Source organism: Sanguibacter sp. TS_SC_8 (genome assembly GCF_055361235.1).
Map to the genome: position 1 here is coordinate 2,103,343 of NZ_CM143955.1, position 24,315 is coordinate 2,127,657.

18 protein-coding genes and 1 riboswitch are annotated in these 24,315 nt (G+C 71.9%); of the genes, 8 read left to right on the plus strand and 10 right to left on the minus strand.

The features are described from left to right. Window positions 1–100: 100 nt before the first annotated feature. The gene (locus tag ACWA15_RS09510; protein WP_464054827.1) at window positions 101–1,099 is read right to left on the minus strand and encodes an FUSC family protein; all 999 of its coding nucleotides are present in this window, start codon (window positions 1,097–1,099) and stop codon (window positions 101–103) included. A gap of 126 nt (window positions 1,100–1,225) precedes the next feature. Continuing rightward, on the minus strand, window positions 1,226–3,892 hold the full coding sequence (locus ACWA15_RS09515; protein ID WP_464054829.1) for a cation-translocating P-type ATPase: 2,667 nt from the start codon (window positions 3,890–3,892) through the stop codon (window positions 1,226–1,228). A gap of 156 nt (window positions 3,893–4,048) precedes the next feature. Here ACWA15_RS09515 and ACWA15_RS09520 point away from each other — a divergent pair, with 156 nt between their 5' ends. Next, window positions 4,049–4,858 carry an alpha/beta fold hydrolase gene (locus tag ACWA15_RS09520; protein ID WP_464054831.1) on the plus strand — a complete coding sequence of 270 codons (810 nt, stop codon included), beginning with the start codon at window positions 4,049–4,051 and terminating at the stop codon, window positions 4,856–4,858. Between the two features lie 20 nt (window positions 4,859–4,878). On the opposite strand, the gene ACWA15_RS09525 is transcribed toward ACWA15_RS09520, so the two are convergent. From ACWA15_RS09525 to ACWA15_RS09535, 3 genes are all read right to left on the minus strand, one after another. Continuing rightward, window positions 4,879–5,868, minus strand: coding sequence for a serine hydrolase domain-containing protein (locus tag ACWA15_RS09525; RefSeq protein ID WP_464054832.1), 990 nt, complete (start codon window positions 5,866–5,868; stop codon window positions 4,879–4,881). Window positions 5,869–6,013: 145 nt separating this feature from the next. Then, entirely contained in the window at window positions 6,014–7,450 is a 1,437-nt protein-coding gene (locus ACWA15_RS09530; protein WP_464054834.1) for a multicopper oxidase family protein, read from the minus strand. Between the two features lie 269 nt (window positions 7,451–7,719). Continuing rightward, the gene (locus tag ACWA15_RS09535) at window positions 7,720–8,532 is read right to left on the minus strand and encodes a C40 family peptidase (RefSeq protein WP_464054835.1); all 813 of its coding nucleotides are present in this window, start codon (window positions 8,530–8,532) and stop codon (window positions 7,720–7,722) included. Further along, a riboswitch (cyclic di-AMP (ydaO/yuaA leader) is annotated at window positions 8,531–8,703 on the minus strand. It overlaps the preceding gene by 2 nt. 316 nt (window positions 8,704–9,019) lie before the next feature. Between ACWA15_RS09535 and ACWA15_RS09540 the strand changes: the two genes are divergently transcribed. From ACWA15_RS09540 to ACWA15_RS09560, 5 genes are all read left to right on the plus strand, one after another. Then, the gene (locus ACWA15_RS09540) at window positions 9,020–10,438 is read left to right on the plus strand and encodes an SWIM zinc finger family protein (protein WP_464054836.1); all 1,419 of its coding nucleotides are present in this window, start codon (window positions 9,020–9,022) and stop codon (window positions 10,436–10,438) included. Next, window positions 10,435–12,819 carry a DUF6493 family protein gene (locus tag ACWA15_RS09545; RefSeq protein ID WP_464054837.1) on the plus strand — a complete coding sequence of 795 codons (2,385 nt, stop codon included), beginning with the start codon at window positions 10,435–10,437 and terminating at the stop codon, window positions 12,817–12,819. The genes ACWA15_RS09540 and ACWA15_RS09545 overlap by 4 nt, the downstream gene beginning before the upstream one ends. Window positions 12,820–12,916: 97 nt before the next feature. Then, window positions 12,917–13,771: an LLM class F420-dependent oxidoreductase gene (locus ACWA15_RS09550; RefSeq protein ID WP_464054839.1), complete on the plus strand. Its 855-nt coding sequence runs from the start codon at window positions 12,917–12,919 to the stop codon at window positions 13,769–13,771. Beyond that, complete coding sequence (locus ACWA15_RS09555; protein ID WP_464054840.1) at window positions 13,768–15,111, plus strand: YihY/virulence factor BrkB family protein; 1,344 nt, start codon at window positions 13,768–13,770, stop codon at window positions 15,109–15,111. The genes ACWA15_RS09550 and ACWA15_RS09555 overlap by 4 nt, the downstream gene beginning before the upstream one ends. A gap of 78 nt (window positions 15,112–15,189) precedes the next feature. Next, window positions 15,190–17,691 carry a glycoside hydrolase family 3 protein gene (locus ACWA15_RS09560; RefSeq protein WP_464054841.1) on the plus strand — a complete coding sequence of 834 codons (2,502 nt, stop codon included), beginning with the start codon at window positions 15,190–15,192 and terminating at the stop codon, window positions 17,689–17,691. Window positions 17,692–17,755: 64 nt separating this feature from the next. On the opposite strand, the gene ACWA15_RS09565 is transcribed toward ACWA15_RS09560, so the two are convergent. The 5 genes from ACWA15_RS09565 to ACWA15_RS09585 form a co-directional block, all read right to left on the minus strand. Then, window positions 17,756–19,399, minus strand: a complete 1,644-nt coding sequence (locus ACWA15_RS09565; protein WP_464054842.1) for a methyl-accepting chemotaxis protein — start codon at window positions 19,397–19,399, stop codon at window positions 17,756–17,758. A 173-nt stretch (window positions 19,400–19,572) separates the two neighbouring features. Then, the gene (locus ACWA15_RS09570; RefSeq protein WP_464054843.1) at window positions 19,573–20,010 is read right to left on the minus strand and encodes a nuclear transport factor 2 family protein; all 438 of its coding nucleotides are present in this window, start codon (window positions 20,008–20,010) and stop codon (window positions 19,573–19,575) included. After that, entirely contained in the window at window positions 20,007–20,813 is an 807-nt protein-coding gene (locus ACWA15_RS09575) for an MBL fold metallo-hydrolase (protein ID WP_464054844.1), read from the minus strand. The genes ACWA15_RS09570 and ACWA15_RS09575 overlap by 4 nt, the downstream gene beginning before the upstream one ends. Window positions 20,814–20,937: 124 nt before the next feature. Beyond that, the gene (locus ACWA15_RS09580; RefSeq protein WP_464059473.1) at window positions 20,938–21,429 is read right to left on the minus strand and encodes a MarR family winged helix-turn-helix transcriptional regulator; all 492 of its coding nucleotides are present in this window, start codon (window positions 21,427–21,429) and stop codon (window positions 20,938–20,940) included. Window positions 21,430–21,485: 56 nt separating this feature from the next. Further along, complete coding sequence (locus ACWA15_RS09585; protein WP_464054845.1) at window positions 21,486–21,851, minus strand: ArsR/SmtB family transcription factor; 366 nt, start codon at window positions 21,849–21,851, stop codon at window positions 21,486–21,488. Between the two features lie 100 nt (window positions 21,852–21,951). On the opposite strand from ACWA15_RS09585, the gene arsD reads away from it, so the two are divergent. Then, window positions 21,952–22,359: an arsenite efflux transporter metallochaperone ArsD gene (gene arsD / locus ACWA15_RS09590; RefSeq protein WP_464054846.1), complete on the plus strand. Its 408-nt coding sequence runs from the start codon at window positions 21,952–21,954 to the stop codon at window positions 22,357–22,359. 1 nt (window position 22,360) lies between these two features. Continuing rightward, window positions 22,361–24,190, plus strand: a complete 1,830-nt coding sequence (gene arsA, locus ACWA15_RS09595) for an arsenical pump-driving ATPase (protein WP_464054847.1) — start codon at window positions 22,361–22,363, stop codon at window positions 24,188–24,190. Window positions 24,191–24,315: the final 125 nt, after the last annotated feature.

Sequence of the window (24,315 nt, forward strand, 5' to 3'; positions counted from 1 at the left end):
CTGGGGCCAGGATCTCGCTCGGGCATCTGGTCCTCCGTGGTCGTCCAGCAGGCCGGTGCGGGCGTCCGGGCGGGGCCCACCCAGGTACCAGGGCCGTGGACTAGTCCCCTTGCGCGGTCGACAGGGTGCTGCGGAGTCCCAGCACCAGAGCGCCGGCGACGAACAGGTCATCCCCCTGCTCCTCGCGCGTGCGGCGTACGGCGTCGGCCAGGTCGTCGATCCGTCGATGTGCCGCCGCGACGGCCTCCTGAGGTCGTTCGGTCTCGGCGGACAGTGCGAGAGCCGTGGCCCGCAGCGCCTCGGCCGCCGGCACGTGCAGGTCCGTCCTGAACAACGTGTCCACCTCGTCGTCTGGTCCGTCCCGCCGTCGGAGGGTATGGGCAAGCTCCCCGACCAGCAGCGCGAGACCGACCAGGGCTGCACCCTGTTCGCGGAGGTGGTCGGCCTGCTCCTGCCACCGGCGCACCCTCCAGTTGACCGGTGGCCCTTCGAGGGCCTGGCCCACCAGGTCCTCCACCGCCCGGCCGCGCCCGAGCAGCTCCCCAGTGACCGCGCCGGCATCCGCCGGATCCGGGAGGGCGCCTCCCTCCACGTCGCTGGCGAGCTGCTCGAGCTGCCCCACGAGCGCTCGGCGTAGCGCGTCTTGCGCTCGCTCGGTCTGGTCCAGGAGCAACGGGGGGAACACCATGTTGACGGCCGTGCCCACCACCGCGCCGAGGGTGGTGAGCCCGAGGTAGCCCAGCACGAACGCCTCCTCCTGCCCTTGCCCGAGGATGAGCACGAACAAACCTGCGATCGGCACCCACGAGCCGCTGGCCCCCAGCCAGCGAAGCCGGGACACGAGGGTGCCGATCAGCACGACGGTCCCGACGCCAGCCGGGCTGGGCAGGTCCAGCTCCTGAACCCCGACGGCGACGGCCGCTCCGAGGGCGATCGCGAGGAAGACCTCGGCCGACGTCTTGACCGAGCTCATCACCGTCGTGGAGACGGCGACGACTGCCCCGAACGGTGCGTAGTAGAGGTACTCGTCCGCAACTCCGCCCAGCTGAGCCGCCACCGACCACGCCAGGACGGAGGCCACCGCTGCACGAAGGCCCATGGCGAATCCGACGCTGCTGGACGCCCACTGGAGCAGGCGCGCTCCCGCTGAGTGATGCTCTGACATCCGTCACCTCCTGTCCGTCGAGTGTCCACCATGGAAGGACGAGTCCCTCCGGTCTGGGACCTAGCCCTCTCCCAGATCCCCCTCCGGGAGGAGTCCGGTGGCCGCCTCCCCAGCCGCGGCACGGCGTCGGGCACGCCAGGCCTTGTCGGCGCGGTCCACGGCCAGCAGGACGACCGCGGAGGCGACGGCGAGCAGCCAGCCCAGCGGCCCCGGGGCCGCCTGGCCCAGGAGCTGGGCCAGAGCCGGGACGAGGAGCAAGGCGAGCGAGACCGCGAGCGAGATTGGGATCGCGACGACGAGCAACCGGTTGGTCGTCCAGCCGAGCGCGCCGGGCCAGCGGGTCGAGCTGCGGCACGCGAAGGCGTTCGCCGCCTGTGAGAGCACCACGCTCAAGAACGCTGCGCCCGACGCCGCGGCGAGAAGGTGCGCGGGGACCGGGTCGGGGTAGGACCACCCGTGGGCCCAGAGGTAGACGGTGAAGGCGGTCATGGCTCCCAGCGCGGACACCGGGCCGAGGAGCCCGAACGCGCGGCGCGCGACCCCGCGATCCAGCAGCCGCCCTGCTGCGGGCGGGTCGGTGAGCAGGTGGCGTGCGGGCGGTTCCGCCCCGAGCGCGACCGCGGTCACGGTGTCGGTCCCGATGTCGATCGCGAGGATCTGCAAGATGCCCAGCGCGAGCGGGAACTGGCCGCCGCTGAGCGCCCAGACGACGAACGGCATGAGCTCGGCCACGTTGTCGGTGAGGTGGTAGGTGATGAAGCGACGGATGTTGACGAACGTCGCCCGCCCCTGCTCGATGCCCTCGACGATCGAGGCGAACCTGTCGTCGAGCAGGACGACGTCAGCGGCCTCGCGTGCGACGTCCGTCCCGGAGATCCCCATCGAGATGCCGATGTCTGCCTCGTGGAGAGCCGGTGCGTCGTTGACGCCGTCGCCCGTCATCGCGACGACCTCGCCCCGGGCGCGCAGCGCACGGGCCACACGCAGCTTCTCCTCGGGGGACACCCGGGCCACGACCACACCGGACCGGTCGAACAGGGCGGCGAGCGCGCTCTCGTCGTGGGGAAGGTCGGCTCCGAGCAGGACCGGGTCGGTGGGCCCACGCAGGCCGACCTGGTCCGCGATGGTCCTCGCCGTCTGCGGATGGTCTCCGGTGAGCATCGCGACCCTGATGCCCGCTCGCCGGCACGCCTCGAGCGCCTGCCTGGCGTCCTCGCGCGGTGGGTCCTGGAGCCCGAGGATGCCCTCAAGGGTCAGGCCGGTCTCGGCGTCGGCCGGTCCGCCAGGGCGCGCCGCGGCGGCCCGGGACGCGACGGCCAGGACGCGCAGCCCCGCGTTCGCGCCTCGCTCGGCCTCGGCATGAGCCGCGCGGAGCGTCGCCCCCGAGTCCGTGCACAGCGCCAGGACGGCCTCCGGGGCTCCCTTGACGTAGACACGACCCTCGACCCAGGCCGACGTGCGCCGCCGTCGGGCGTCGAAGGGGTAGCGGACGGCGTTCTGACGTGCGGTGCGGTCCTGGTCCACGTCGACGCCGAGGCGTCGCGCGAGCACGTCGACCGCGACGTCGATCCGGTCCCCATGGGCCCGCCACCGTCCCTCTGCGAGCTCCGCGAAGCCGGTCGAGGTCGCCGTCGCCGACCTGACCGCGGTGAGAACCGCCGCCCGCGACCCGGGCGAGCACTTGACGCGGCCGTCGGGCGCGTAGCCGGCCGCGGAGCACGTCGCGGCCCCGACCGGGGTCCAGGCCCGGACAACGGTCATCTCGTTCTGCGTGAGAGTGCCTGTCTTGTCCGTGCAGATGATGGTGACCGAACCGAGGGTCTCGACCGCCTCGAGATGACGGACCAGGACCTGCCTGCCTGCCATGCGCTCGGCGCCCCAGGCCAGCGCCAGCGTGACCGTCGGCAGCAGCCCCTCAGGGACCAGGGCCACGACGACGCCGATCCCGAGGACGTAGGCGTCCTCCAGGGCGGTGCCCAGGGCCACCGAGACGAGGGCGAAGCACACGCCGGCGCCCAGCGCCCCGAGCGCGATGGTGCGCACCGCGCGGTGCAGCTCGCGGGCGAGGGGGGTGACGGGCTCGGGCTCCTCCGCGGTGAGGTGCGAGATCTGGGCGAGCGCGGTGTCCGCGCCGGTCGCGGCGACGCGGGCGTCCGAGTCGCCCTCCACGACGAACGAACCGGCGACGACGTCGGAGTCTGCGGCTCGGGTGACCGGCTCGCTCTCTCCGGTCACCAACGACATGTCCACGAGCAACGGCGACGGACCCAGGACCACGCAGTCCGCGGGCACCCGGTCACCCGCGCGCAGGCACAGCAGATCGCCGACGACGACGTCCCGTGCGGGCACGGTCATCTCGCGTCCGTCACGGCGCACGATGATCTGGGTCGGCAGGAGCTCACGGAGACGAGCGGCCGCCCGACCCGCCCGTGCCTCCTGGAGGAAGGCGAAGACCGCGTTGACGACGATCACGACGGCGATGGCGATCGCGAGCTCGGGGATGCCAGCGAGCCCGGCCAGCACGGCCGCGCACCACAGCACGACAGCGAAGACGCTGGTCAGCTGGGTGAGGAGGCGTCGCGGCGCCGACGGGCCCTTGATCTGGGGGAGGAGGTTCGGACCGTGCTCCGCGAGGGCCCGGGCGGCCTGCTCGCTGGTCAGTCCCGGCGCTCCGACGTCCCGGCGCAGGCTGCGGGCCGAGCCCGGAGGGTCCTGAGGGTTACCCATGCTCTCAGGGGACCGCCGCGGGTCCGGTGGGCGACAGTGCCGAAGGTCCCGTCCTGCGCCCGCCGCGGTGCGTGACCGGCGTCGGGGATCTAGCCTGACTGCGACCACGGCTGTCAGGAAGCACTCTCGCGTTCATGAGCGACAGGGGACACTGCGATGAGTTCGAAGGTCGTCGACCAGGGCCGGCTCGGTGACGGTCTCGCCTACTTCCGGGTCGGAGCAGGGCGCCCCTTGATCTACCTGCCCGGGCTGACGACACACCACCGCCCGCCGCACGGGATGGACCTCCGGTTCCAGGCCAGCCAGCTGACGCCGTTCGCGCGCCACCGTGAGGTGTGGTGGGTCCAGCGCAAGGAGGGACTGGCGCCGGGCACCACGATGACCGACATCGCCCGCGACTACGCCGCAGCGCTGGGCGGCCGGTTCGCGGGACCCGTGGACGTCGTCGGGTCGTCGACCGGAGGATCCGTCGCACTGCAGCTTGCCGCCGACCATCCCGGGGCCGTGCGCCGACTGGTGCTCTTGTCCTCGGCATGCCGGTTGGGCGAGTCGGGCCGCGCCGCCCAGCGCAGCTATGCCCGTCTGCTTCGCCAGGGCCGTACCCGGCAGGCGAACGCCCTGATGATGTCCATGCTGGCGGCCGGTGAGCTCAGCGGGTGGCTGCTGGCGAGGCTCGGCTGGATGCTCGGGCTCTCGCTGAAGAGCGAGGACGGGTTCTCCGACATGCTGGCGATGATCGAGGCCGAGGACGCCTTCGACCTCACCGACCAGCTCCGGGGGATCACGACACCGACCCTGGTCGTCGGTGGCGCGAAGGACCGCTTCTACGGCGCGGACGTGTTCCGCGAGACGGCATCCGGGCTCCCGAGCGGGCGGCTCCTGCTCTATCCCACCAGGGGACACGCCGGCACCCAGACCGGCCGCACGACGACCACCGAGGTGCTCCGCTTTCTCGACAGCGAGTGAACAGGTCGGACAGAGTCCGATCAGCGCGCGGCCTCGGTGCGCTCGGTGAGCTCGGTGAGTATCGACATCCCCATGCGGTCGACGGACCGTGCGGTCGCGGAGAGCACCACGACCCCCGTCCCCGCGGCGCGGTCGATCCCGATCCATGAGCGGAATCCACCGGTGCCGCCGTTGTGCCAGGTCACCTGGCGCCCGCGCCGCTCAAGGGTGAGCCATGCCGCCCCGATGCGCACCACACCCGCGACCTTCGCGACGGGGTCCAGCGCGGCGATACCCGGCGCCGTCCCGTCGAGGAGGGCGAGGGTGAGCCGGCCCATGTCCTCGATCGAGGCGCGGATGCCGCCGGCGGGTGCGAGGGCCTCACCGGTCCACGGCTGCTGTGGTCGGCCGAGCCGGCTCGTGCCGAGGAGGGCGGTGGGGCGCAGGTCGTCGGCGGAGCGCGGCGCATAGACGCTCGCGAGGGAGAGCGGCCGGGCGAGCCGCTCCGCCACCAGCTCCTGGTAGGTGGTGCCTGCCGCGGCGGCGACCGCGTGCCCGAGCAGCTCGAAGCCGAGGTTGGAGTAAGCCGACCGTGGCTTGCCGAGCTTCACCTGTGCCGCCTGGGCGAGCAGCTGCGGCAGGTCCTCCCCGTACGGGTTCGTTCCGTGGAGCCACAGGTCGCGCATCACGGGCAGCGTCACGGCGCCCTTCGGGAGCCGTGGGAGGCCGGAGGTGTGGGTGCTCACGTCGCTCAATGTGACCGTGGCCGCCGGGCACGGGTCCAGGGGCAGGAAGTCGCCGAGCGTCGACGACGCCGTGACCTCGCCCCGCTCGAGGGCGTCGACGTAGAGCAGGCCGGTGAGGCCCTTCGAGATCGACCCGATCTCGAAGTCCGCAGCGGCATCGGCGCCGAGGGTTGCCGTCGCGAGCTCGCCGGACGCCACGGTGGCCGCGGCGATCACGTGGCGCCCTCTGCCCCGCCGCTCGTCCAGGCGAGCGGCGAGCGCGGCGTCGCTGGTCTCGGCGGTCACGGCTGCGACCCGGCCGGCCGCGAGGGCGCCTCGTGGACAAGGACCGTCAGGTGTACACGCATGCCCCAACTGTAGCGAAGCGCTCCCAGGGGTGATAGAGGCGATGTCCACCTTCCGGCGCATCCTGCCGTGCCTTCAGGTGCCCTCAGGTGACCTCGACGACACCCATCATCCCGGCGTCCTCGTGGTCGAGGATGTGACAGTGGTAGACGGTGCGCCCGGTGAAGTCGCCGAAGGCGATGCGCACGACGGTCCGGCCGCCGGCCGGGACGTTGACGACGTCGCGCCAGGTGGGCTCGGTGAGCGGGGCGCCGTCCTGCTCGACCACCTGCATCGGCCAGACGTGCAGGTGGAAGGGGTGGTCCATCGGCGCGGAGTTGTGGATGGTCCATTCCTCCACGGCGCCGGCGAGGACCGCCTGGTCCGTGCGCTGGTGGTCGAACTCCTTGCCGTCGATGGTGAACCGCATGCCCATTCCCATCCCTGCGCTGAGGGTGAGCTCTCGCCGCTGGGCCGGCTCCCCGCCGCGCAGATCGGGGGGACGCGGTCGATCGGGCAGGTCAGGTGCGGGCGAGACCGCGCTGCCGGTGACGGACAGGGTCGCGAGCGTGATCGGGTCCGACGACGGCGACGAGCCACCCATCATGCCCATCCCGGGCGAGCCGCGGTCGTAGGCCACGGTGCGCAACGCGCTGGTGCCGGCGCTCGCGGTGACGAGGAGGTCCGCGCGGTTCCCCGGCGCGAGCAGAACCTGGTCGACGTCGCGCGGGCGGACCTCGGCGTCTGCGTCGAGGCCGAGGAGCTGGAGCTGGTGTCCTGGCAGGTCGAGGCGGAGGAAGCGCGAGGTGCAGGCGTTCACCACCCGCCACCGTTCGCGCTCGCCCGGTCGTGCCGACAGCTGCGGGTCGAGCTGGCCGTTGACGAGCACGAGCTCGCCCTCGCGGCCCATCATCACCGCAGCCCGGGACGGAGGGAGGACATGCCCGGATCGGTCGAGGGTGATGTCGGAGACGATGAGGAGGCGTTCGCGTGCGCTCCGGGGCTCGGCCTCACCGGTGATGACGATCGCACCGTACAGGCCGGCGAAGACCTGGTCCGCGACCGATCCGTGCAGGTGCGGGTGGTACCAGAACGTCCCCGTGGGGTGGTCGAGCGGGATGTGGATGTCGTAGTCGAACCTCTCGCCCGGGGCGATGCTGACGAACGGGTTGTCGCTCGCACCCTGGGGGGACACGTGCAGCCCGTGGACGTGCAGGTTCGTCGGGGTGGTGAGGTGGTTGACCAGGGTGATCTGCAGCCGGTCGCCAGGGTGCAGGTGCAGGGTCGGCCCGGGCACCGTCCCGTTGAAGGTCAGGGTCGTGACGCGTCTCCCGGCCAGGGTGACCTCGCGCTCGGCCGCCTCCAGCTCGACGTGGAGGGTCTGGTTGCGGCTGCTCAAGACGGCCGGTTCGGCGAAGGCCGGTCCGCCGGTCTGCGGGGGAGCGGGGGTGCGGGTCTGGAGGAGCCCGACGGCGCCGACGACGACCCCGGCCACGCCCAGCACCCCGAGCTGGATGGCCTGGCGGCGGCTGATCGGTTCCACGGCTACCCGGCCTGGATGACGAGCCGCACGATCGCGGCGATCGCGGCGATCGCGACCAGAGCGAAGAACCGCTCCCACCCCGTGCCGCCGTCCATTCCGTAGTCGGTGCCCATGTCCCACGCTCCTGTCCGACCGCCTGCGGCCCGACCTGATTCCGCAGTTCCTCCCGCAGGGGTGTCCCTCGAGCGTAGACCCGCGGGGACACCAGAAGGCCGCGGCCGTCTGGAGTCCAGACGGCCGCGGCCTCCTTGTGGTGCACGGTCCCGTCGTCAGCCCATGCGGACGAACGTCGGGTTCGACTGCCAGATGTCGCGGAACTGGATGGTCGCCCCGGGCTTGGGTGCGTCGATCATCGTGTTGCCGCCCGCGTAGATCCCGATGTGGCCGGGGGAGAAGATGAGGTCTCCGGGCTGTGCCTGGTCTCGCGAGACCACGGTTCCGGCTGCTCGCTGGGCCCCGGAGGTGCGGGGGATGGAGATGCCGACCTGGGCGTAGACGTAGGAGGTGAAGCCGGAGCAGTCGAATCCGCTGGGGGTGGTTCCGCCCCAGACATAGGGCACGCCGACGTACCGGCTGGCCGCATCGATGATGGCGCTCCCGGAGGCTGCGGCGGGGGCCGGTGCCGTGGCGGGGGCTTCGGCCGGTGCAGCCGCAGTCTCGCTCGCGACAGACCGGGTCGACGTGCGCTCGACCGACCGTGACGCGGCGGGTGCGGACCGCTCCGGCTCGGGCTCCGGCTCAGGTTCCGGCTCCGGCTCGGGGGCGGGCGTGACCGCGACGGCGGTGAGCTCGACGGTCCACGAGGCGTCCGCGGCGACGGTGACGGCGGGGGCCACCTCCAGTGCTTCCTGGGCCTGGGCGGTGAGGGCGTCGACGTCCACGGCGCTCGGCGCCGAGGAGGCGACGGGGGCTGCGGAGGCGGGGGCTGCGACGAGCATCGAGACGAGAAGTCCGGATGAGGCCGCGGCGACCACTGTGCGGCGGCGGAGGCTGGTGGCCCCTGAGGAGGTGCTGAGCAGGAACGAGGTGAGGGGCGTGATGGGGCGCCTGGCCGCGCGGTGGCGGGCAGAGGTGGTGGTCATGTTCTCTCCATGACGCCTGCGAGGTTAGCTGTCGGGTTCGGGTAGGAGAACACCCGGCCGCATGACCCGTGAGCCATGCGACTTCACCCCAAGGACGCTGCATCCAGCGCCCACATCTGGGTCCCCCGTCCCTGCCAACGAGTACTCGGGAACCTCGGGCGGTGGCAGGGCTAGACGTGCCGCTCGAGCGCTTCACTGGCCTGTCGCCTCTGTGGAGCCCGTCGAACGTACAACACCTGCCCTCGGTATGTCACGGAAAGATCACGGCCGATCAGGGTGGAGCGTGGTGGTTGAGGTGACCGCCGGGTGACGACGGTGTCGGGGGAATGGGAGGGAAGCGTGGACCACGTGTGCGTGGCGCATCCGAGTGCAGGTCACCGGTGCGCATCTGCGAGCGCACATCCGGCGACCAGGTCGCGCGCGCGGGTGTGTGACGTCGGACACACCAGTCCGCTCGGGCGAGGACATGCTCCGCTAGGCTCCCACCGTGACCGCCGGAGCACTCTACGCACCCGCAGAGCTCGAGTACGTCTACCGCACCTCCTCGACCCTGACGGCCGACGACGCGGGGGACCATCTCGCCCTCGCCACGAGCGGCGGGAGGACGGCGAGGGGTGAGGCCACGAACCCCTCCTTCTTCGCGGGCTTCGTCGAGCACCCGGACGTCGTCGCCCAGGCGCTGCTTGTCGTCGCCCGTGTCGCACGCACCCGCTTCTACGTTCCGCCGAACACCCTCGCCGCGGTCCTGCGGGCAGCTGATCCCGTGGTCACCTCGAGCCCCGAGGGGCTGCGCTTCGAGTCGTTCAGCCCCTGCTGTGGTGTCTACGCCCGCCTCGACGTCGACGCTGCGACGCTCGACACGGAGTTCTCCGCCGCTGGTGTGACCAACGTCGACGTCAACCCGCCGCTGCGACAGGCCCTCGCCCGGGTCCTCGGCTCGCAGCCGCTGCATCTGTCCGTCGGGGCCGACGCGCTGCGTGTGTCGACTCTCGACACGCAGATCGTCGAAGAGAAGGTGCCTCTTCCGCAGCGGTGGCTCACAGGCTTCGCCGAGACACAGGTGATCAGCGCCGGGCTCGCGCTGCGCCATGTGCTCGACGACGCGGCCGTCCGCCGGTTCGTCCAGACCCTCCCTCGCACCTCGTCGACCAGGACGGTCATGTGGGCCACCCGCACGGCGCGGTCACTGCGGCTCGCCTCCGGGCCGAGCCGTGGCGCTGTCTGCGTGGCGGGCCCCGAACGGCTGCGCGTCCTCGAGCCGCTGCTGCGCCATGCGACGACGCTGCGGGCCTACGGCCAGGACACCGACGCCGCGTCGGCGCCGTCGGCGAGCGTGTGGGTGCTCGACCTTCCTGGCGCCAGGCTCACCATCGGCCTGAGCCCCGAGAAGTCCCGGGGGTTCTCCGGCGAGGGCGCCGTGCTGCACGCACTGTCGGGGGCCGAGGTGTCCGACGACGCCGACCTCGTCTCGGCGCTGCTCAGCTTCGATCCGCGGATCGACGTCGTGCAGCTGGCCCGTGACGCAGCGCTCAGCAGTGCAAGGGTGCGGGGTGCGCTCAGCCTGCTCGCCTCGTCCGGCCAGGTCGGCTACGACCTCGGGTCGGGTGCCTACTTCCACCGCCCGCTGCCTGTCCGCGCAGACGCCCTCACGGCTGCGCACCCGCGCCTGGCCGACGCGCGCGCGCTCGTCGCGGCCGGCGGCGTGACGACGGCCGGCGCCGGAGTCGTCCGGGTGCGCTCGGGCGGCACCGACTACGACGTGCACCTGGCCGACGCCCCCGGACCGGGGGACCGGTGCACGTGCCTCTGGTACGCCAAGCACCGCGGCACCCGCGGCCCCTGCAAGCACGTCCTCGCCGCCCGCATCAGCGCTGCCAGCAGGGGCACGGAAGGACCGGGTCGATGACCGGACACCCCCATCTCCGCAGCTTCTACGATGCTCTCCCGGGTCTCATCGAGGCCGGCGCAACCCTGGAGGCGATCTACGGGGAGATGCTCACGGTCGAGGACCGGGGAGAGATGGACGCCTCACCCGAGGGGCTGCGCCGTCTCGCGACGGTCTGGAGGCAGGCTCCGGGCTTCCTGCCCATCCGGCTCAGCGAGCTGTTCGGTGGGCTCGAGGTCGAGCACTCCGACGACTACGTGCTGGCCCTCGTCGGGGGGCTCAGGGGGTGGCGGATGGATGACGTCCTGGCGTACCTGCTGCGCCACGACCACGAGCTGCGTGAGCAGGTCTTCTGGCGGGTCTTCGAGGTCGAGGGCGGCGGGGAGGTCTCGCTCACCAACATCAACCGGTTCGGGGACGGCAACTGGCACGAGACGGTCGTCGCCTTCGCCGCCGACGGAACCCTCGATCGGGCCCGGGTGCTGCGCTCGTGCCTCGAGGCGCTCAACCGCGACTTCTCCTCCTACCGGGCAGGCTGGTTCTCCCGCGTCTACGCCGCGCTCGCCCCGACGCCCGAGGAGGCGGCAGCCGATCAGGACCTGCTGCTCATGACCCTCGGGTCCACGGTCACGGCGAGCGTGTCGCTCGCGGTCAAGACTCTCGCCGCGATCCACTCGGCGGGTCTGCTCGACGCCGACGCCTTCGTCGGGTCCTGCGGGCCGGCCCTGACCGGTGCTAAGGGCTCGGCGACGACGACTGTGCGCATCCTCTCTGCACTCGCCACGGCCCGGGTGACCGATCCGGGCGCTGCGGCTGAGGCGATCGCGCTGGGGATGGCCAACGCGCACCCCGACGTGCAGCGGGTCGCCGTGGGCGCGCTGGTGGCGCTCGGCCGCGACGACCGGGCCCGGCGTGCGAGTGACCTCCTTGCCCCGGCCGTCGCCGCAGAGATGCTTCCCGGCACCCCGGTCGTCGACGCGCCTGACGGTCTCCCCGATCTCGCCCGTCCCGAGGCGGAATCCGCGCACCCGTGGAGCGACGACGACGCGTTCGAGCGCTATGCGTTCCTGCTGGAGGACCCCTCGGACGCGCTGGAGCTCGAGCTGGCACTCGCCTGGCTGGCCATGACTCCCGAGGCAGGCGGGGTCCTGGGGCCGCTCGTGAAGCGGGTGCGGAAACCGCGGGAGAGGGAACGGACGTACGCGCCCGCGTCGGAGCTGCTGCTCGCCGCGGTGCGCGCAGACCACGACTTCATGGCGCATGAGGACCGGGACGACGAGTCGGGCACCGTCGTCGCCGATGATGACGTCGTCGACGCGTACGGCACACGCCGGCCACGGGCGACCGCGGAGCAAGAATCGCCGATCCCCAGCTTCATCACCCGCCTGCGCGAGGTTGCCGCCGTCGTCCAGGGACGGGCGCCCGCGCGTCCGCTGCTCGCCACACCGACGGACTCTCACGGTTGGGTCGACCGCGACGTCTTCGTCGACAGGTTCCGAGCCGCCGAGCGTGCCGGCCTCGCGCCGCTGCCCGCTGACCTCGCCCAAGCCGTGCTCCGACTGGCTCCCGGCGATCGGGGCGACGTGCTCGAGACCTTCGGCCTGTGCGAGCCGCTGATCACCGACGGTGTTCGTATCAAGTGGGAGGCGGACGAGTCGGACTCGACGAAGTCCAGTGGTGCACCCGAGTGGGTCTGGTGGTATCCCGCGATCGTCGCCGATCCGGGCACGTCGCCGTCCATCTCGCATCCGGGGCTCATCCCGTCGATTCCTTGGGCGCAGCACCTGAGCTGCGCGACACCTCCGCTCGAGACCGCCGAGGTCGCGTTCTCCTACCCGCCGTCGACCCTCCCGCTCGTCGCCGCAGGCATCACGATGCTCGTCGCGGCGGTCGACGAAGCCACCCCTGTGGGGGAGGAGGCCGTGCTCGACGTCCTCTCCTGGCACCCCGGCACGTGGACCCCCGAGACCGCCCAGCTCGTCGCGCTGGGCATGGCCGCCACGCGCCGCGAGGTGCGGGCGCGGGCTGTCGAGCTGCTCGTCGCTGCCGTGCCCGCCCGGATCGGCGTCGGAGATGTGGCCGCCGGGTTTGCGGCGTGCGCGCCGGCCTGCGTGCTCACCCGCTGGTCGGGTTCCTTCTCCGACGCCGCGTCCCTCGCCGGCAGCCCCGTCGTCGACGTGCTCACGGCGCTGCTCCCGCACCTGGATCGACGCGCCCGGGGTGTCGGGTCGCTCCTGACTGTGCTGCTGGACGAGTCGATCCGGCTCGGCCGCGCCACGTCCGACCCGACCCTGCGCACCTGGTTGAGCGCGTTCACCGGCGCGTCAGCGGCGGCAATGGCTGCTCGTTCGCTGCTCGAGCGGCACGGCGGTCGCCAGAAGCGCTCCGCGGAGATGGCTTAGGCTTCGAGGCGCAGGGCGCCCGAGACGATCTGCCCGAGCCTGTCTCGGCGCCCCCGTCCCGCCCTCCCGGCGCACCCCCTCTCTGAACGGAGTCACCATGGCCACCGGACCCCTCGTGAGCTCAGCCGACCTCGCGCTGGCCAGCCCCTCCGGAACGCCGCGTCCGGTGCGCATCGGCGTGCAGATCGCCCCGCAGCACGCCCCCTACGAGCGGATCCGCGACACGGCCGCCGCCCTGGAAGCCCTCGGCGTCGACATCATCTTCAACTGGGACCACTTCTTCCCGCTCTCAGGAGCACCGGACGGGATGCACTTCGAGTCCTGGACGATGCTCGCCGCGCTCGCCGAGCAGACGAGCCGCGTCGAGCTCGGTGCGCTCGTCAACTGCAACAGCTACCGCAACGCCCACCTGCAGGCGGACATGGCTCGCACCATCGACCACATCAGCGCCAAGGGCGGCGTGGGCCGCTTCATCTTCGGGACCGGCTCGGGCTGGTTCGAGCGCGACTACGACGAGTACGGCTACGAGTTCGGGACCGCGGGAGGACGCCTCGACGCGCTCGCAGCGAGCCTGCCGGTGATCGAGGACCGGTGGACGCATCTCAACCCACCTCCCACCCGTAAGATCCCCGTCCTCATCGGCGGGGGCGGGGAGAAGAAGACGCTGCGGATCGTGGCGCAGCACGCCGACATCTGGCACAGCTTCAGCGACGCGGCGACCCTCGAGCGCAAGCTGGACATCCTCGCTGAGCACGGGCGTGCCGTCGGACGGGACGTGGCACAGATCGAGATCTCGACCGAGATCGGTCGCAGCACGCCGGCCGAGGTCGAGGCGCTCCACGCCCTCGGTGCGACGATGTTCACGATCGGCATCTCGGGCCCCGACTACGACGTCTCGGGCATCGCCGACTGGCTCTCCTGGCGCGATGAGAAGAACACGAACCGTCGATGATCTTCCTGCTCCTCGCTGCCGCGGGCATCGCCTGCGCGGCGGCCACCCGGCTGTGGCTGCCGGCGCGCGCGAGGATCAGTCCGGCCGCCACGACCATCGTCTGCATCCTCGTCGCTCTCGTGGTGGGCCTCACGGTGAGTGCGCTGGTCGGTGGTCTGGTGGGGGACGGGCTGGCCCTCGTCGTGGGCGCAGGAGCCGCGCTCGGGGTCACCCACCTGGGTGCCCGCGCCGTCGCGGCTTCACGCCGACGGCGCGCGGCCCGCGGGCCGCGGCCGCCGCGCACGGTGATCGGCCGGCTCGAGGACGTCGCGCGGGCGCACCCGATCTCGGTCGGTGACCTCAACGTCCCGCTCCTCGTCCTGCGGTGCACGCGCCGCATCCTCGACGTGCGGGTGACGGGCCTGGCGGCGGAGATGACCTACTACGCACTGATCTCGATCCTGCCGCTGGTGACCGCCTTCGGCGCGGCCTTGGGCTCCCTCGAGCGACTGCTCGGCGCGGAGAGCGTCGACCAGCTCGAGCAGGCCGTCGTCGGGCAGGTGGTGCGGGTCTTCGACGCGCAGCTCGCGGCGGAAGTGCTGGCTCCTCTGGTCGAGGGCCTCCTGGGCCAGGAGCGGGCCGGTGTCGCGATCGGTGGCACGATCGTGGCGCTGTGGCTCGCGAGCCGCATGTTCCGCGCGGCGATCCGTGCGCTCGACGACGCGTACGCGGTCGAGGAGCGGCGCGGGTTCCCCCAGCAGGTCGTCCTGGGTCTGGCCCTCGCCTGCGGTGCGGTGCTCACGCTCGTGGTGCTGCTGAGCATGCTCGTCGTGGGCCCGCTCCTGGGTGGGGGCCGGGAGATCGCCGACATCTTCGGGCTCGGCGAGGCGTTCAGCACCGGCTGGTCCGTGCTGCGCTGGCCTGCGGTGATCACCGTCGCCGGCGGCTTCCTCGTGCTGCTGTACCGCTTCGGTCCCAACCTCGAGCAGCACTGGCGCACCTGCGTGCCGGGCGCGGTGGTGGGCACGGCCGGCCTGCTGGGCGTCTCCTTCGGTTTCCAGGCCTACCTCGGGGTGGCCGGGTCCACGGTCCCCGGCTCGGACGCGGCGACCCAGTCGGTCGCGATCGCCGCCCAGATGCTCGGCGCCATCCTGGCGGCCGTGCTGTGGCTGTGGGGGAGCAGCACCGTCATCCTCGCCGGCGGGGTGCTCAACGCCGAGGTGCAGCGGATGCGCGGCCTGCACCCCCAGCCGGCCGCCGACGACGCGACCGACGCCGCCGCCACAGACGAGACCGACGAGACCGACGACGCGCCCCTCGCCCCAGCGCTGCACCTCGCGCTCGACCCGTCGCGTCGCTGACCAGGACAGCAGCCTCACGCAGTCTGTTCGGTATCGTGTGGCATCACCTCCCTTCCTGAACAACTGGAGAACCACCTGATGAACCCGGACATCCCCGCCCCGTCGCTCGCACCCGGAGAACAAGAGCTCGTGCAGGCGTCCACGGGCCTGGTCGACACGGACACGTTCGTCGATCCCGTGCTCGCCGCGCTGTGCCGGGAGTCCGCCGCCGACGGCGCGGTCCTGCTCCGCAACGACGGGACCCTGCCGCTGCGCCCGAGCGCGCGCGTCGCGCTCTTCGGCCGGGTCCAGATCGACTACTTCGCGGTCGGCTTCGGGTCCGGCGGCGACGTCAACGCCCCCTACTCCTGGAACCTGCTCGACGCGCTGCGCGACGGCGGCCGGGTCGCCGTCGACGCCGACCTCGCCGCGCTCTACACCGGCTGGTGCGCCCAGAACCCGCCCGACGAGGGCACCTGGGGCAACTGGCCGCGCTTCTTCGAGGAGATGCCTCTTGAGCGCGAGGCCGTCCAGGCCGCCGCAGCCCGCGCCGACGTCGCCGTCGTCGTGCTGGGGCGCGCTGCCGGGGAGGCGCGCGAGAACACCCTGACCCAGGGCAGCTACTACCTCACGGACGCCGAGCGGGCGCTGCTCGACTCCGTCACGGCGGCGTTCACGCGCACCGTCGTCGTGCTCGACTGCGGGAACGTCATCGACCTCGCGTGGTTGGAGGAGTACGGCGAGACGATCTCCTCCGTCCTCTACGCGTGGCAGGGCGGCATGGAGGGCGCGCGGGCCATCGCCGACGTGCTCACCGGGGTCCAGGTCCCCGGCGGGCGCCTCACCGACACCATCGCGCGCCACTACGAGGACTACCCCAGCGCGCCGAACTTCGGCGGGCTCGAGCACAACACCTACGCCGAGGACATCTACGTCGGCTACCGGTACTTCGAGACCTTCGCCCCGGGCGCGGTGCTCTTCCCCTTCGGGTTCGGCCTCGGGTACGCGACCCTCGACCTGGCGCTCACCGCCGAGGTCGCCGACACTGCAGACGCGACCGCAGGCGACGTCACGGTCACCGCCCGGGTGAGCAACACCGGGACGGAGCACCCCGGCGCTGAGGTCGTCCAGGTCTACGTCCAGGCACCTGACGGCCTGCTCGGCAAGCCCGCCCGGACGCTGGCGTCCTTCGCGAAGTCGCGCCGGCTGGCGCCGGGGGAGAGCGAGACGCTGCACCTGTCGTTCCCGACCGCCTCGCTCGCCTCCTACGACGACTCCGGGGTGACCGGTCACCGGTCCGCCTACGTCCTCGAGGCCGGCAGGTACACGGTCTTCGCCGGCACCGACGTGCGCACGGCGACCGAGGTCACCTCGTTCACGCTCGGCGAGCTGCGCGTGGTCGAGCAGCTGACCGAGGCGTGTGCACCCGCGGTCGAGCACCCCTTCGCCCGGATGACCCTCGACCGGGATGACGCCGGTCGCGCCGTCGTCGCCTGGGCGGACGTCCCCACGCGGGAGGTCTCCCGCCGCGAGCGGATCCTGGCGCGCCAGGTCCCTGCGCTGGAGCCGACCGGCGACCGGGGCATCACCCTCGGCGACGTCGCCGAGGGGGCAGCCACGCTCGACGACTTCGTGGCCCAGCTCTCCCTCGAGGACCTCGAAGCTCTCACCCGGGGCGACGTCGTCATGGACAGCCCGCTCGGGAAGCCCGGCAACGCCGGCGTGTTCGGCGGCATCACCGCCTCGCTGCGCGCCAAGGGCGTGCCTGCCGTCACGACGACGGACGGCCCCTCCGGCATCCGGCTGTCGGCCTACGCCTCGCTCCTGCCGTGCGGGGCGGCGCTCGCCTCGACGTGGAACACCGCGCTCGTGCGGCGTCTCGCGGCGAGCCACGGTGCGGAGATGGTCCGCAAGGGCACCCACGTGCTGCTCAGCCCGGGGATGAACATCCACCGGGATCCGCTGTGCGGGCGCAACTTCGAGTACTTCTCCGAAGACCCGCTGGTCACCGGACTCATCGCGGCCTCGGTCGTGGGCGGTGTCCAGGAAGCGGGCGTGGCGGCCTGCCCCAAGCACTTCGCGTGCAACAACCAAGAGACCAACCGGAACCTCAACGACTCGCGGGTCTCCGAGCGGGCGCTGCGCGAGATCTACCTGCGCGGGTTCCAGATCTGCCTCACGCAGGCGCGCCCGGGCACGCTCATGACGTCCTACAACAAGATCAACGGCGTGTGGTCGCACTACAACGACGAGCTGTGCACGACGATCCTGCGCGAGGAGTGGGGCTTCGCGGGGACGGTCATGACCGACTGGTGGATGCAGCGTTCCGTCGACCCGGACTTCTCCGCCCTGTCCGACGACGCCTACCGGGTCCGGGCCCAGGTCGACGTCTTCATGCCCGGCGGCTGGTTCGACCACGTCACCGGCACCTTCGACGCCGTTGCGGCGTCGTCCCTGCTCGACTCCCTCGCCCGCCCGGACGGGATCACCCTCGGTGAGGTCCAGCGCACCGCCCGCACCGTCCTCGAGCTCGTGCTGGCGCTGCCCACGCTGAGCGAGGACATCGCCACGAACGCGCGTGAGGTGCGCAGCCGGGCCTGAGCTACGGAACGAGGGAGCGTGCCGGGGGTACCCCGGCACGCTCCCTCGTTCGGTCCTGGGGGCGTCAGTAGGTGAAGGCGAGCAGGCGCTCGCGCAGGTCGGCGGACATCCGGGCGAGCTCGTCGACCGAGGCGCCCATCTGGACCAGGACCTCACTCGAGGACGCAGCACCGGAGGCGACCCCGACGATGTTTCCGGCGATCTCGCCGGAGCCGGTGGCCGCCTCGGTCACCGAACGCGTCATCTCGTTCGTCGTCGCGGTCTGCTCCTCCACGGCGCTGGCGATGGTGAGCTGGAAGTCGTTGATGGCGGCGATGATCGTGGAGATCTCACCGATCGCGGTGATGGCCTCGGTCGTGTCGACCTGGATCGCCTCGACGCGGCGGGTGATCTCCTCGGTCGCCTTCGCCGTCTCCCGCGCCAGCTCCTTGACCTCGCCTGCGACGACGGCAAACCCCTTGCCCGCCTCGCCTGCCCGGGCCGCCTCGATGGTCGCATTCAGGGCGAGCAGGTTCGTCTGCTCCGCGATGCTCGTGATCTGCTTGACGACGTTGCCGATCTCCTGGCTGCTGATGCCGAGCTTGCTGATCGTGTCGGTCGTGGCGGCCACGACCCCGGTGGCGCGGGTGGCGACGTTTGCGGCTTCGTTGGCGTTCTGGGCGATCTCCCGGATCGAGGCGCCCATCTCCTCCGCGCCTGCGGCGACCGTCTGGACGTTCCTGCTCACCTCTTGCGCCGCGGCGGCGACGACTCCGGCCTGGGTGCTGGTCTCCTCCGACCCGGCGGCGACCTGCGTGTTCGCCGCCGACAGCTCCTCCGACGCGGCGGCGACGGTCTGGGCGGTCTCGGCCGCTCCGGTGAGGGTCGCGCGCAACGCGCGCTGCGCCGTCGTCAGCGACGCCGCGATCTGGCCGACCTCGTCGCGGCTGCGCACGTCCGCCTCTACCGTGAGGTCGCCGCGAGCCATCGCCTCGAGCGCGAGCCTGACGTGATCGAGGCCGCGACGGATCGAGTTGGCGGTCAGGAAGCCGAGCGCGAGCACAGCCACGAGGGCGATGCTCAGCGAGATCGTCAGCAGGCGGACCGCGGAGCTGGACGTGGCAGCAGCTGCGTCCGCGACGCCGTCGGACATGGCGGTGATCTCTGCCTCGAGACTGTCCATGTCGGCGACGAAGACGGCGATGAGCGGTGCGCTGACCTCGTTGAGCACGTCCTCGAACCCCTGCTCCTCGCTGTTGCTGAGCGCGGCCGGGATGATCGTCGCGTCCCGGGCAGCCTTCCAGGTGCCGTAGTCCGCGACGAAGGTGGGCCAGCTCGGCAGCTGCGCTCCCTCGGTCGCGGCGAACTCGTCGAGCTTGGCCTGCAGCCCGGCGTCGTTGTCGGCCTGCTTGACGAGCCAGGCGTCCTTGGCCTCCTGGGTGTTCAGGCCGGCGATGTTGCCGACGATCTGGCGGGCCACGACCTGCTTGATGTGGATCTGGCCGCGGATGTAGGTCGCCCCACGCTGGATCTCGGCGAGGTGCACGGTGTCGGCCTCGATGGACCGCATCGAGGTGACTGCGAGCACTCCGGTGCCGGCTGAGACGAGCGCGAGCAAGCCGACGACCAGCAGGATCTTGGTGCGGATCGACTTGTCGACGATCCAGGCAAGGACTCCTCGGCGTCGCGGGGAGGTCTCGACGTCAGCCGATCTCGGGGTGGGGCGCATCGGGCATCCTTCGTCGGACCTGGGGGAGTCGGAGCGCAGTTGCTCCAGGCGTCACGTCTGCGTGGCGCCATCCAGGGTGCTCATCGGAGGCTCGGGCGTGTTCATGAGAGGACCTAGGTCTCACGCCGGGGTGGGACGCCGACCGGTGCGCGAGGTCCGCACCGGTCGGTCGGTCACCTGTCGGCGGTGCGCGCTGCGTCGGCCACCTTGGCGGTGTCGACGAACTGCTCGAATCGCACGATGAGCCCTCCACGGACGATGAAGTGGTGGGCGACGCGGACCGCGAGCGCCCTGCTCGTGCCGCGGTGGGTCGCGGTGTAGCGGGCGAGGACGACGACGTTCTCGCCGTCGACGACATAGGTGTCGTCGTGCGCGACCCAGGCCACCCAGTCTCGATCGAGGGCCTCCATGACGTTGGAGGTCACCCCCTCGGGGGTGCGATAGGTGCCGGCGAGGGGGAACCCGGCCATCTCGGTCCACTCGACGTCGGGCGCCATGGTGGCGCGCAGTGCCGCGAGGTCACCGGCGGCCGAGGCGAGATACTGTCGGCGCACGACGTCGCGTGGCGCAGTCGAGGTGGCCGGGTCGGTGCTCGTGGAGAGCTCGGTCATCCCCATGTCATCTCTCCCTTGGCGACCTTCGGGCCGATCTGGGCCGCGATGAGCATGCCCGAACCCGGGTAGGCCTCGACGAGGGCCGCCGTCGTCGCGGCGCCGTCGGCCGACCGGTCGAGGATGGCCTCGAAGTCCTTCAGGTAGGTGCGTGTGTAGTCCAGGGCGCTCGCGTCGTTCGCGGTCCCGGGGAGGCGGTGACCAGCGACGACGAGCAGCGGGTCGAGCGCCTGGATCTGGTCGAGCAGGTCGATCCAGGCCGCACGCTGATCGGGTGTCGAGGTGTCAGCGGTCCACACGTGCTCCTGCTGGAAGACGAGCACGCCGCCGATGACCGCACGGTGCTCGGCGTTCCAGAGGTACTGACGGTCCGGCAGGGCGGGCGAGCCGCCGCGGAGCTCGAAGCGGGAACCGTCGACCTCGAGGGAGTCGCCGGTCAGCGCGGTGAGCTCAACGAGTCGGGTGGGGAGGTTGGCTCCGAGCGCCGCCCAGGCCCCGAGCTTGCCGTCGAAGGACGCGTGGATGTGCTCGATGACGATCGGGGTCGCCACGAGAGCGGCGTCGGGGAAGGCATCGGCGATGACCTCGAGGCCGAAGTAGTAGTCCGGGTCGGCGTGGCTGACGAACACAGTCGTGAGGGTCTTGGCGGAGTCGAGGATCGCTGCCACGAGGCGGTGGCCGTCGGCGCGGGTGAAGCCGGCGTCGACGAGCACCGCCTCCGTCTCGCCGGTGACGAGCACGGCCGACTTGTTCTTCGAGCCTGCGGGGAAGTCGAGGTCGAAGACCTCAAAGTGCAGTGCCATGGCTGGTGTTCCTTCCATAAAGGCACCCGAGGGTCGGGGCCAGCGGCGTCCTACGTCGCACCAGCCACAACAATGGCTGACCGGTCAGGTATTCCGAGATGGAGCGTGGGCCCGCCTGGGCTGGTCAGGGCATGACCGGCAAGGCCTTCGAGGCGCTCTCGCTCAGGGTGCGGATCGCCTCGATGAACACCACCGCCTGGTCGGGGGGGAGTGCGTCGAGGAGGTGCTGCTCGACGTTGTGGACATGGAGCTCGGTGGCGCGGAGGAGAGTCTCCTCCCCGAGGGGGGTGAGCTCGATGATCTGGACCCGTCGGTCGTCCGGAGAGATCCGGCGCTGGACGAGCCCTTGCTCGGAGGCGCGCTGGACGAGCCGGGTCGCTCCGCCCGACGTGAGCACCCGGGACTGTGCGATGTCGCGAATCGCCAGCCCGGGGCGTCCCGCCCGGCCCACAAGCAGAAGGAGCTCGAATATGGTGTGGCTGAGCCCTGTCTCCGCCTCGAGCGACCGTCCCAGGATGTACTCCAGCCGGTTGGCGGCGCCCAGCAGCCGGCCGAAGACCAGGACGCGCGGGTCGTTGGCCGCCTCGCGGGCTGTCGTGAACTCTCTCTTGACCATCACTCGTCCACACTAGGCGCACTGCGGTGCGGGCCTGGCGCGGACCCGGTGCGCGCTCAGGGCTCGCAGGTCACGCGCACGCGCGGCGGTTCGGCGGTCACGGACAGGGCGGACAGGGCGCCCGTCGCGCCGGCGAAGGCGTCGGGGGTCAGCTGGTACCAGGTGAACCGCCCGTCCGGGCGGCCCTCGACGACCCCTGCCTCGCGCAGCGTGCGCAGGTGGTGGCTGACGGTCGTCTGCTTCGCCCCAGTGATGTCCACGAGGTGGCAGTTGCAGAGCTGTTCGCGGGCCAGTGCGGTGACGATCTGCAGGCGAAGCGGGTCCGAGAGCAGCGCGAACCGCGCCGCGAGCTCGGCGATGGCCGCGGGCGTGGCCGCGGGCGTGGCCGCGGGCGTGGCCGCGGGGGCGAGGACGTTGGTCATGGGTCCAGCCTACGACACATCAACTACGTTTGATATCAACGACCGCTGATGTAATGATGAGCGGAAGATATCGACCAACGCTGATACAAGGAGTCCTGTCATGGCAACCGTGGAGATCTTCGACCCGGCAATGTGCTGCACCACCGGAGTGTGCGGCACCGAGGTGGACCCGACGCTGTCACGGTTCGCCTCGGACCTGGACTGGCTCACCGGCCAGGGGGCGACGGTGACGCGGGCGACCCTGTCCCAGGAGCCCGGCAAGTTCGTCACCTCCGAGCCGGTCAAGGCAGTCCTCGAGTCCGACGGGACAGACGGGCTTCCCGCCGTCCTCGTCGACGGCGCGCTCGTCTCCTCGGGCCGCTACCCCTCGCGCGTCGAGCTCGCCGGTTGGGCGAACGTGACGTGGGACGCGCCGGCGACTCCGGCGACTCCGGCGGCGCCGGCTCCGGCGATGCTGCCGATGGCGGCCGCCTCTGACGGGTGCTGCGGCGGAACGGGAACGTGCTGACGTGAGCCTCGCGCCGCTCCTCGACTCGGACCGCGTGACGTTCGCGAGCCTGCTCCCGGGCGTCCTGGACGCACCGACCCCGTTCCTGTTCTTCACCGGCAAGGGTGGGGTCGGCAAGACCTCGTGCGCGGCCGCGGTCGCGGTCGCGCTGGCCGACGAGGGGCGCCGGGTGCTCATCGTCTCGACCGATCCCGCGAGCAACCTCGCCGAGGTCTTCGCCATGGACGCGACGTCGGCCACCACCCCGGAACCGGTCCCCGGGGTGAGCGGGCTGGACGTCGTCACGATCGACCCGGCCCAGGCGGCCGAGCAGTATCGCGAACGGGTGGTGGGCCCCTATCGGGACGTCCTGCCCGCCTCCGCGGTCGCCTCGATCGAGGAAGAGCTGTCCGGGTCGTGCACCGTGGAGGTGGCGGCCTTCAACGAGTTCGTCGCCCTGCTCACCGACCCCGAGGTCGCAGCCGGCTACGACCACGTCGTCTTCGACACCGCGCCCACGGGTCACACCCTGCGCCTGCTCGCTCTGCCCGCCGCATGGACCGGCTTCCTGGAGACCAACACCGCGGGGGTCACCTGCGTGGGCCCGGTCTCCGCCCTCGGACAGGCGCAGGAGTCCTACGCCGAGAGCCTGGCGGCGCTCCGCGACCCGGCCCGCACGACCGTCGTCCTGGTCACCCGGCCCGAGGAGGCCACCCTGGCCGAGGCTGCCCGCGCCTCCGGGGAGCTCACCGAGCTCGGCATGGGAGCCCAGCGCCTCGTCATCAACGGAGTCCTGCCCGCCACGTCGCAGGCCAGCTCACCAGCCACCGCACCGGCCACCGTCGACGTGATCGCGCACGCGCGCTTCACCCGTGAGCAGGCTGCGCTCGCGGACCTGCCCCCCGCCCTGGCGACGGCGCTGACCTGCGACGTCGTGCCTCTCTTCGCGACCTCACCGGTGGGGCTGGAGGCCTTGCGCACGCCGCTCGTCCCCGGCACGGCACCCACCCCGGGTGTTCCCGGCCCGACCCAGACCCTCCGCCACCTCGTGGCGGACATCGCCGCAGGCGGCCCCGGGATCGTCATGACGATGGGCAAGGGGGGAGTGGGCAAGACCACGGTCGCTGCGGCCCTCGCCCTCGCCCTCGCCGAGCGCGGGCTGCCGGTCACGCTGACCACGACCGACCCCGCCGCCCACATCGCTGACACGCTGCCCGACGCCCCGGCCAACCTCACCCTCACCCGGATCGACCCGGTGGCCGAGACCGCCCAGCACTGCGAGACGGTGCTCGCCGAGGCCGGCAAGACCCTCGACGGTGACGCGATGGCGCTGCTCGCCGAGGACCTGCGCTCACCGTGCACCGAGGAGGTCGCGGTCTTCCACGCCTTCGCGCGGACGGTGGCCGCCGCCCGCGGACGCTACGTCGTCATCGACACCGCGCCCACCGGGCACACCCTGCTGCTGCTGCAGTCCTCGCAGTCCTTCGCGGCCCAGGCGCCGGGCGCCGCACCAGGGGTGGCCGACTCCGACGCCGCGAGCCTGTTCGCCTCGCTCACCGATCCCACCTTCACCCGGATCCTCCTCGTCGCCCTCGCCGAGGCGACGCCGGTGCACGAGGCCCTCGCCCTGCGCGACGACCTCGCACGTGCCGGGCTCGCGCCCTACGCGTGGGTGGTCAACGCGGCTCTGTCGGCCACCGGGACGACCGACCCGGTCCTGCGCGCCCGCGCCGGGCACGAGCTGCGGTGGATCGCCGAGGTGGCCGGTCAAGGGGAGCGCGCACCGGTCGTGGTGGGGTGGGTCCCCGACCCGCCCGCGGGGACGGCCGGGCTGCACCAGCTGCTCGCCTGAGCGCGCTGCGCTCTGATCTTGCTCGTGCACCTGCTCCCGCGCTTGCACTCTGTATTGACTTGAGTCAATATAGAGCCAGATAGATACAGAGCGAGGGCCTCGGTGCTCGCGCCACTTCGTCAGTG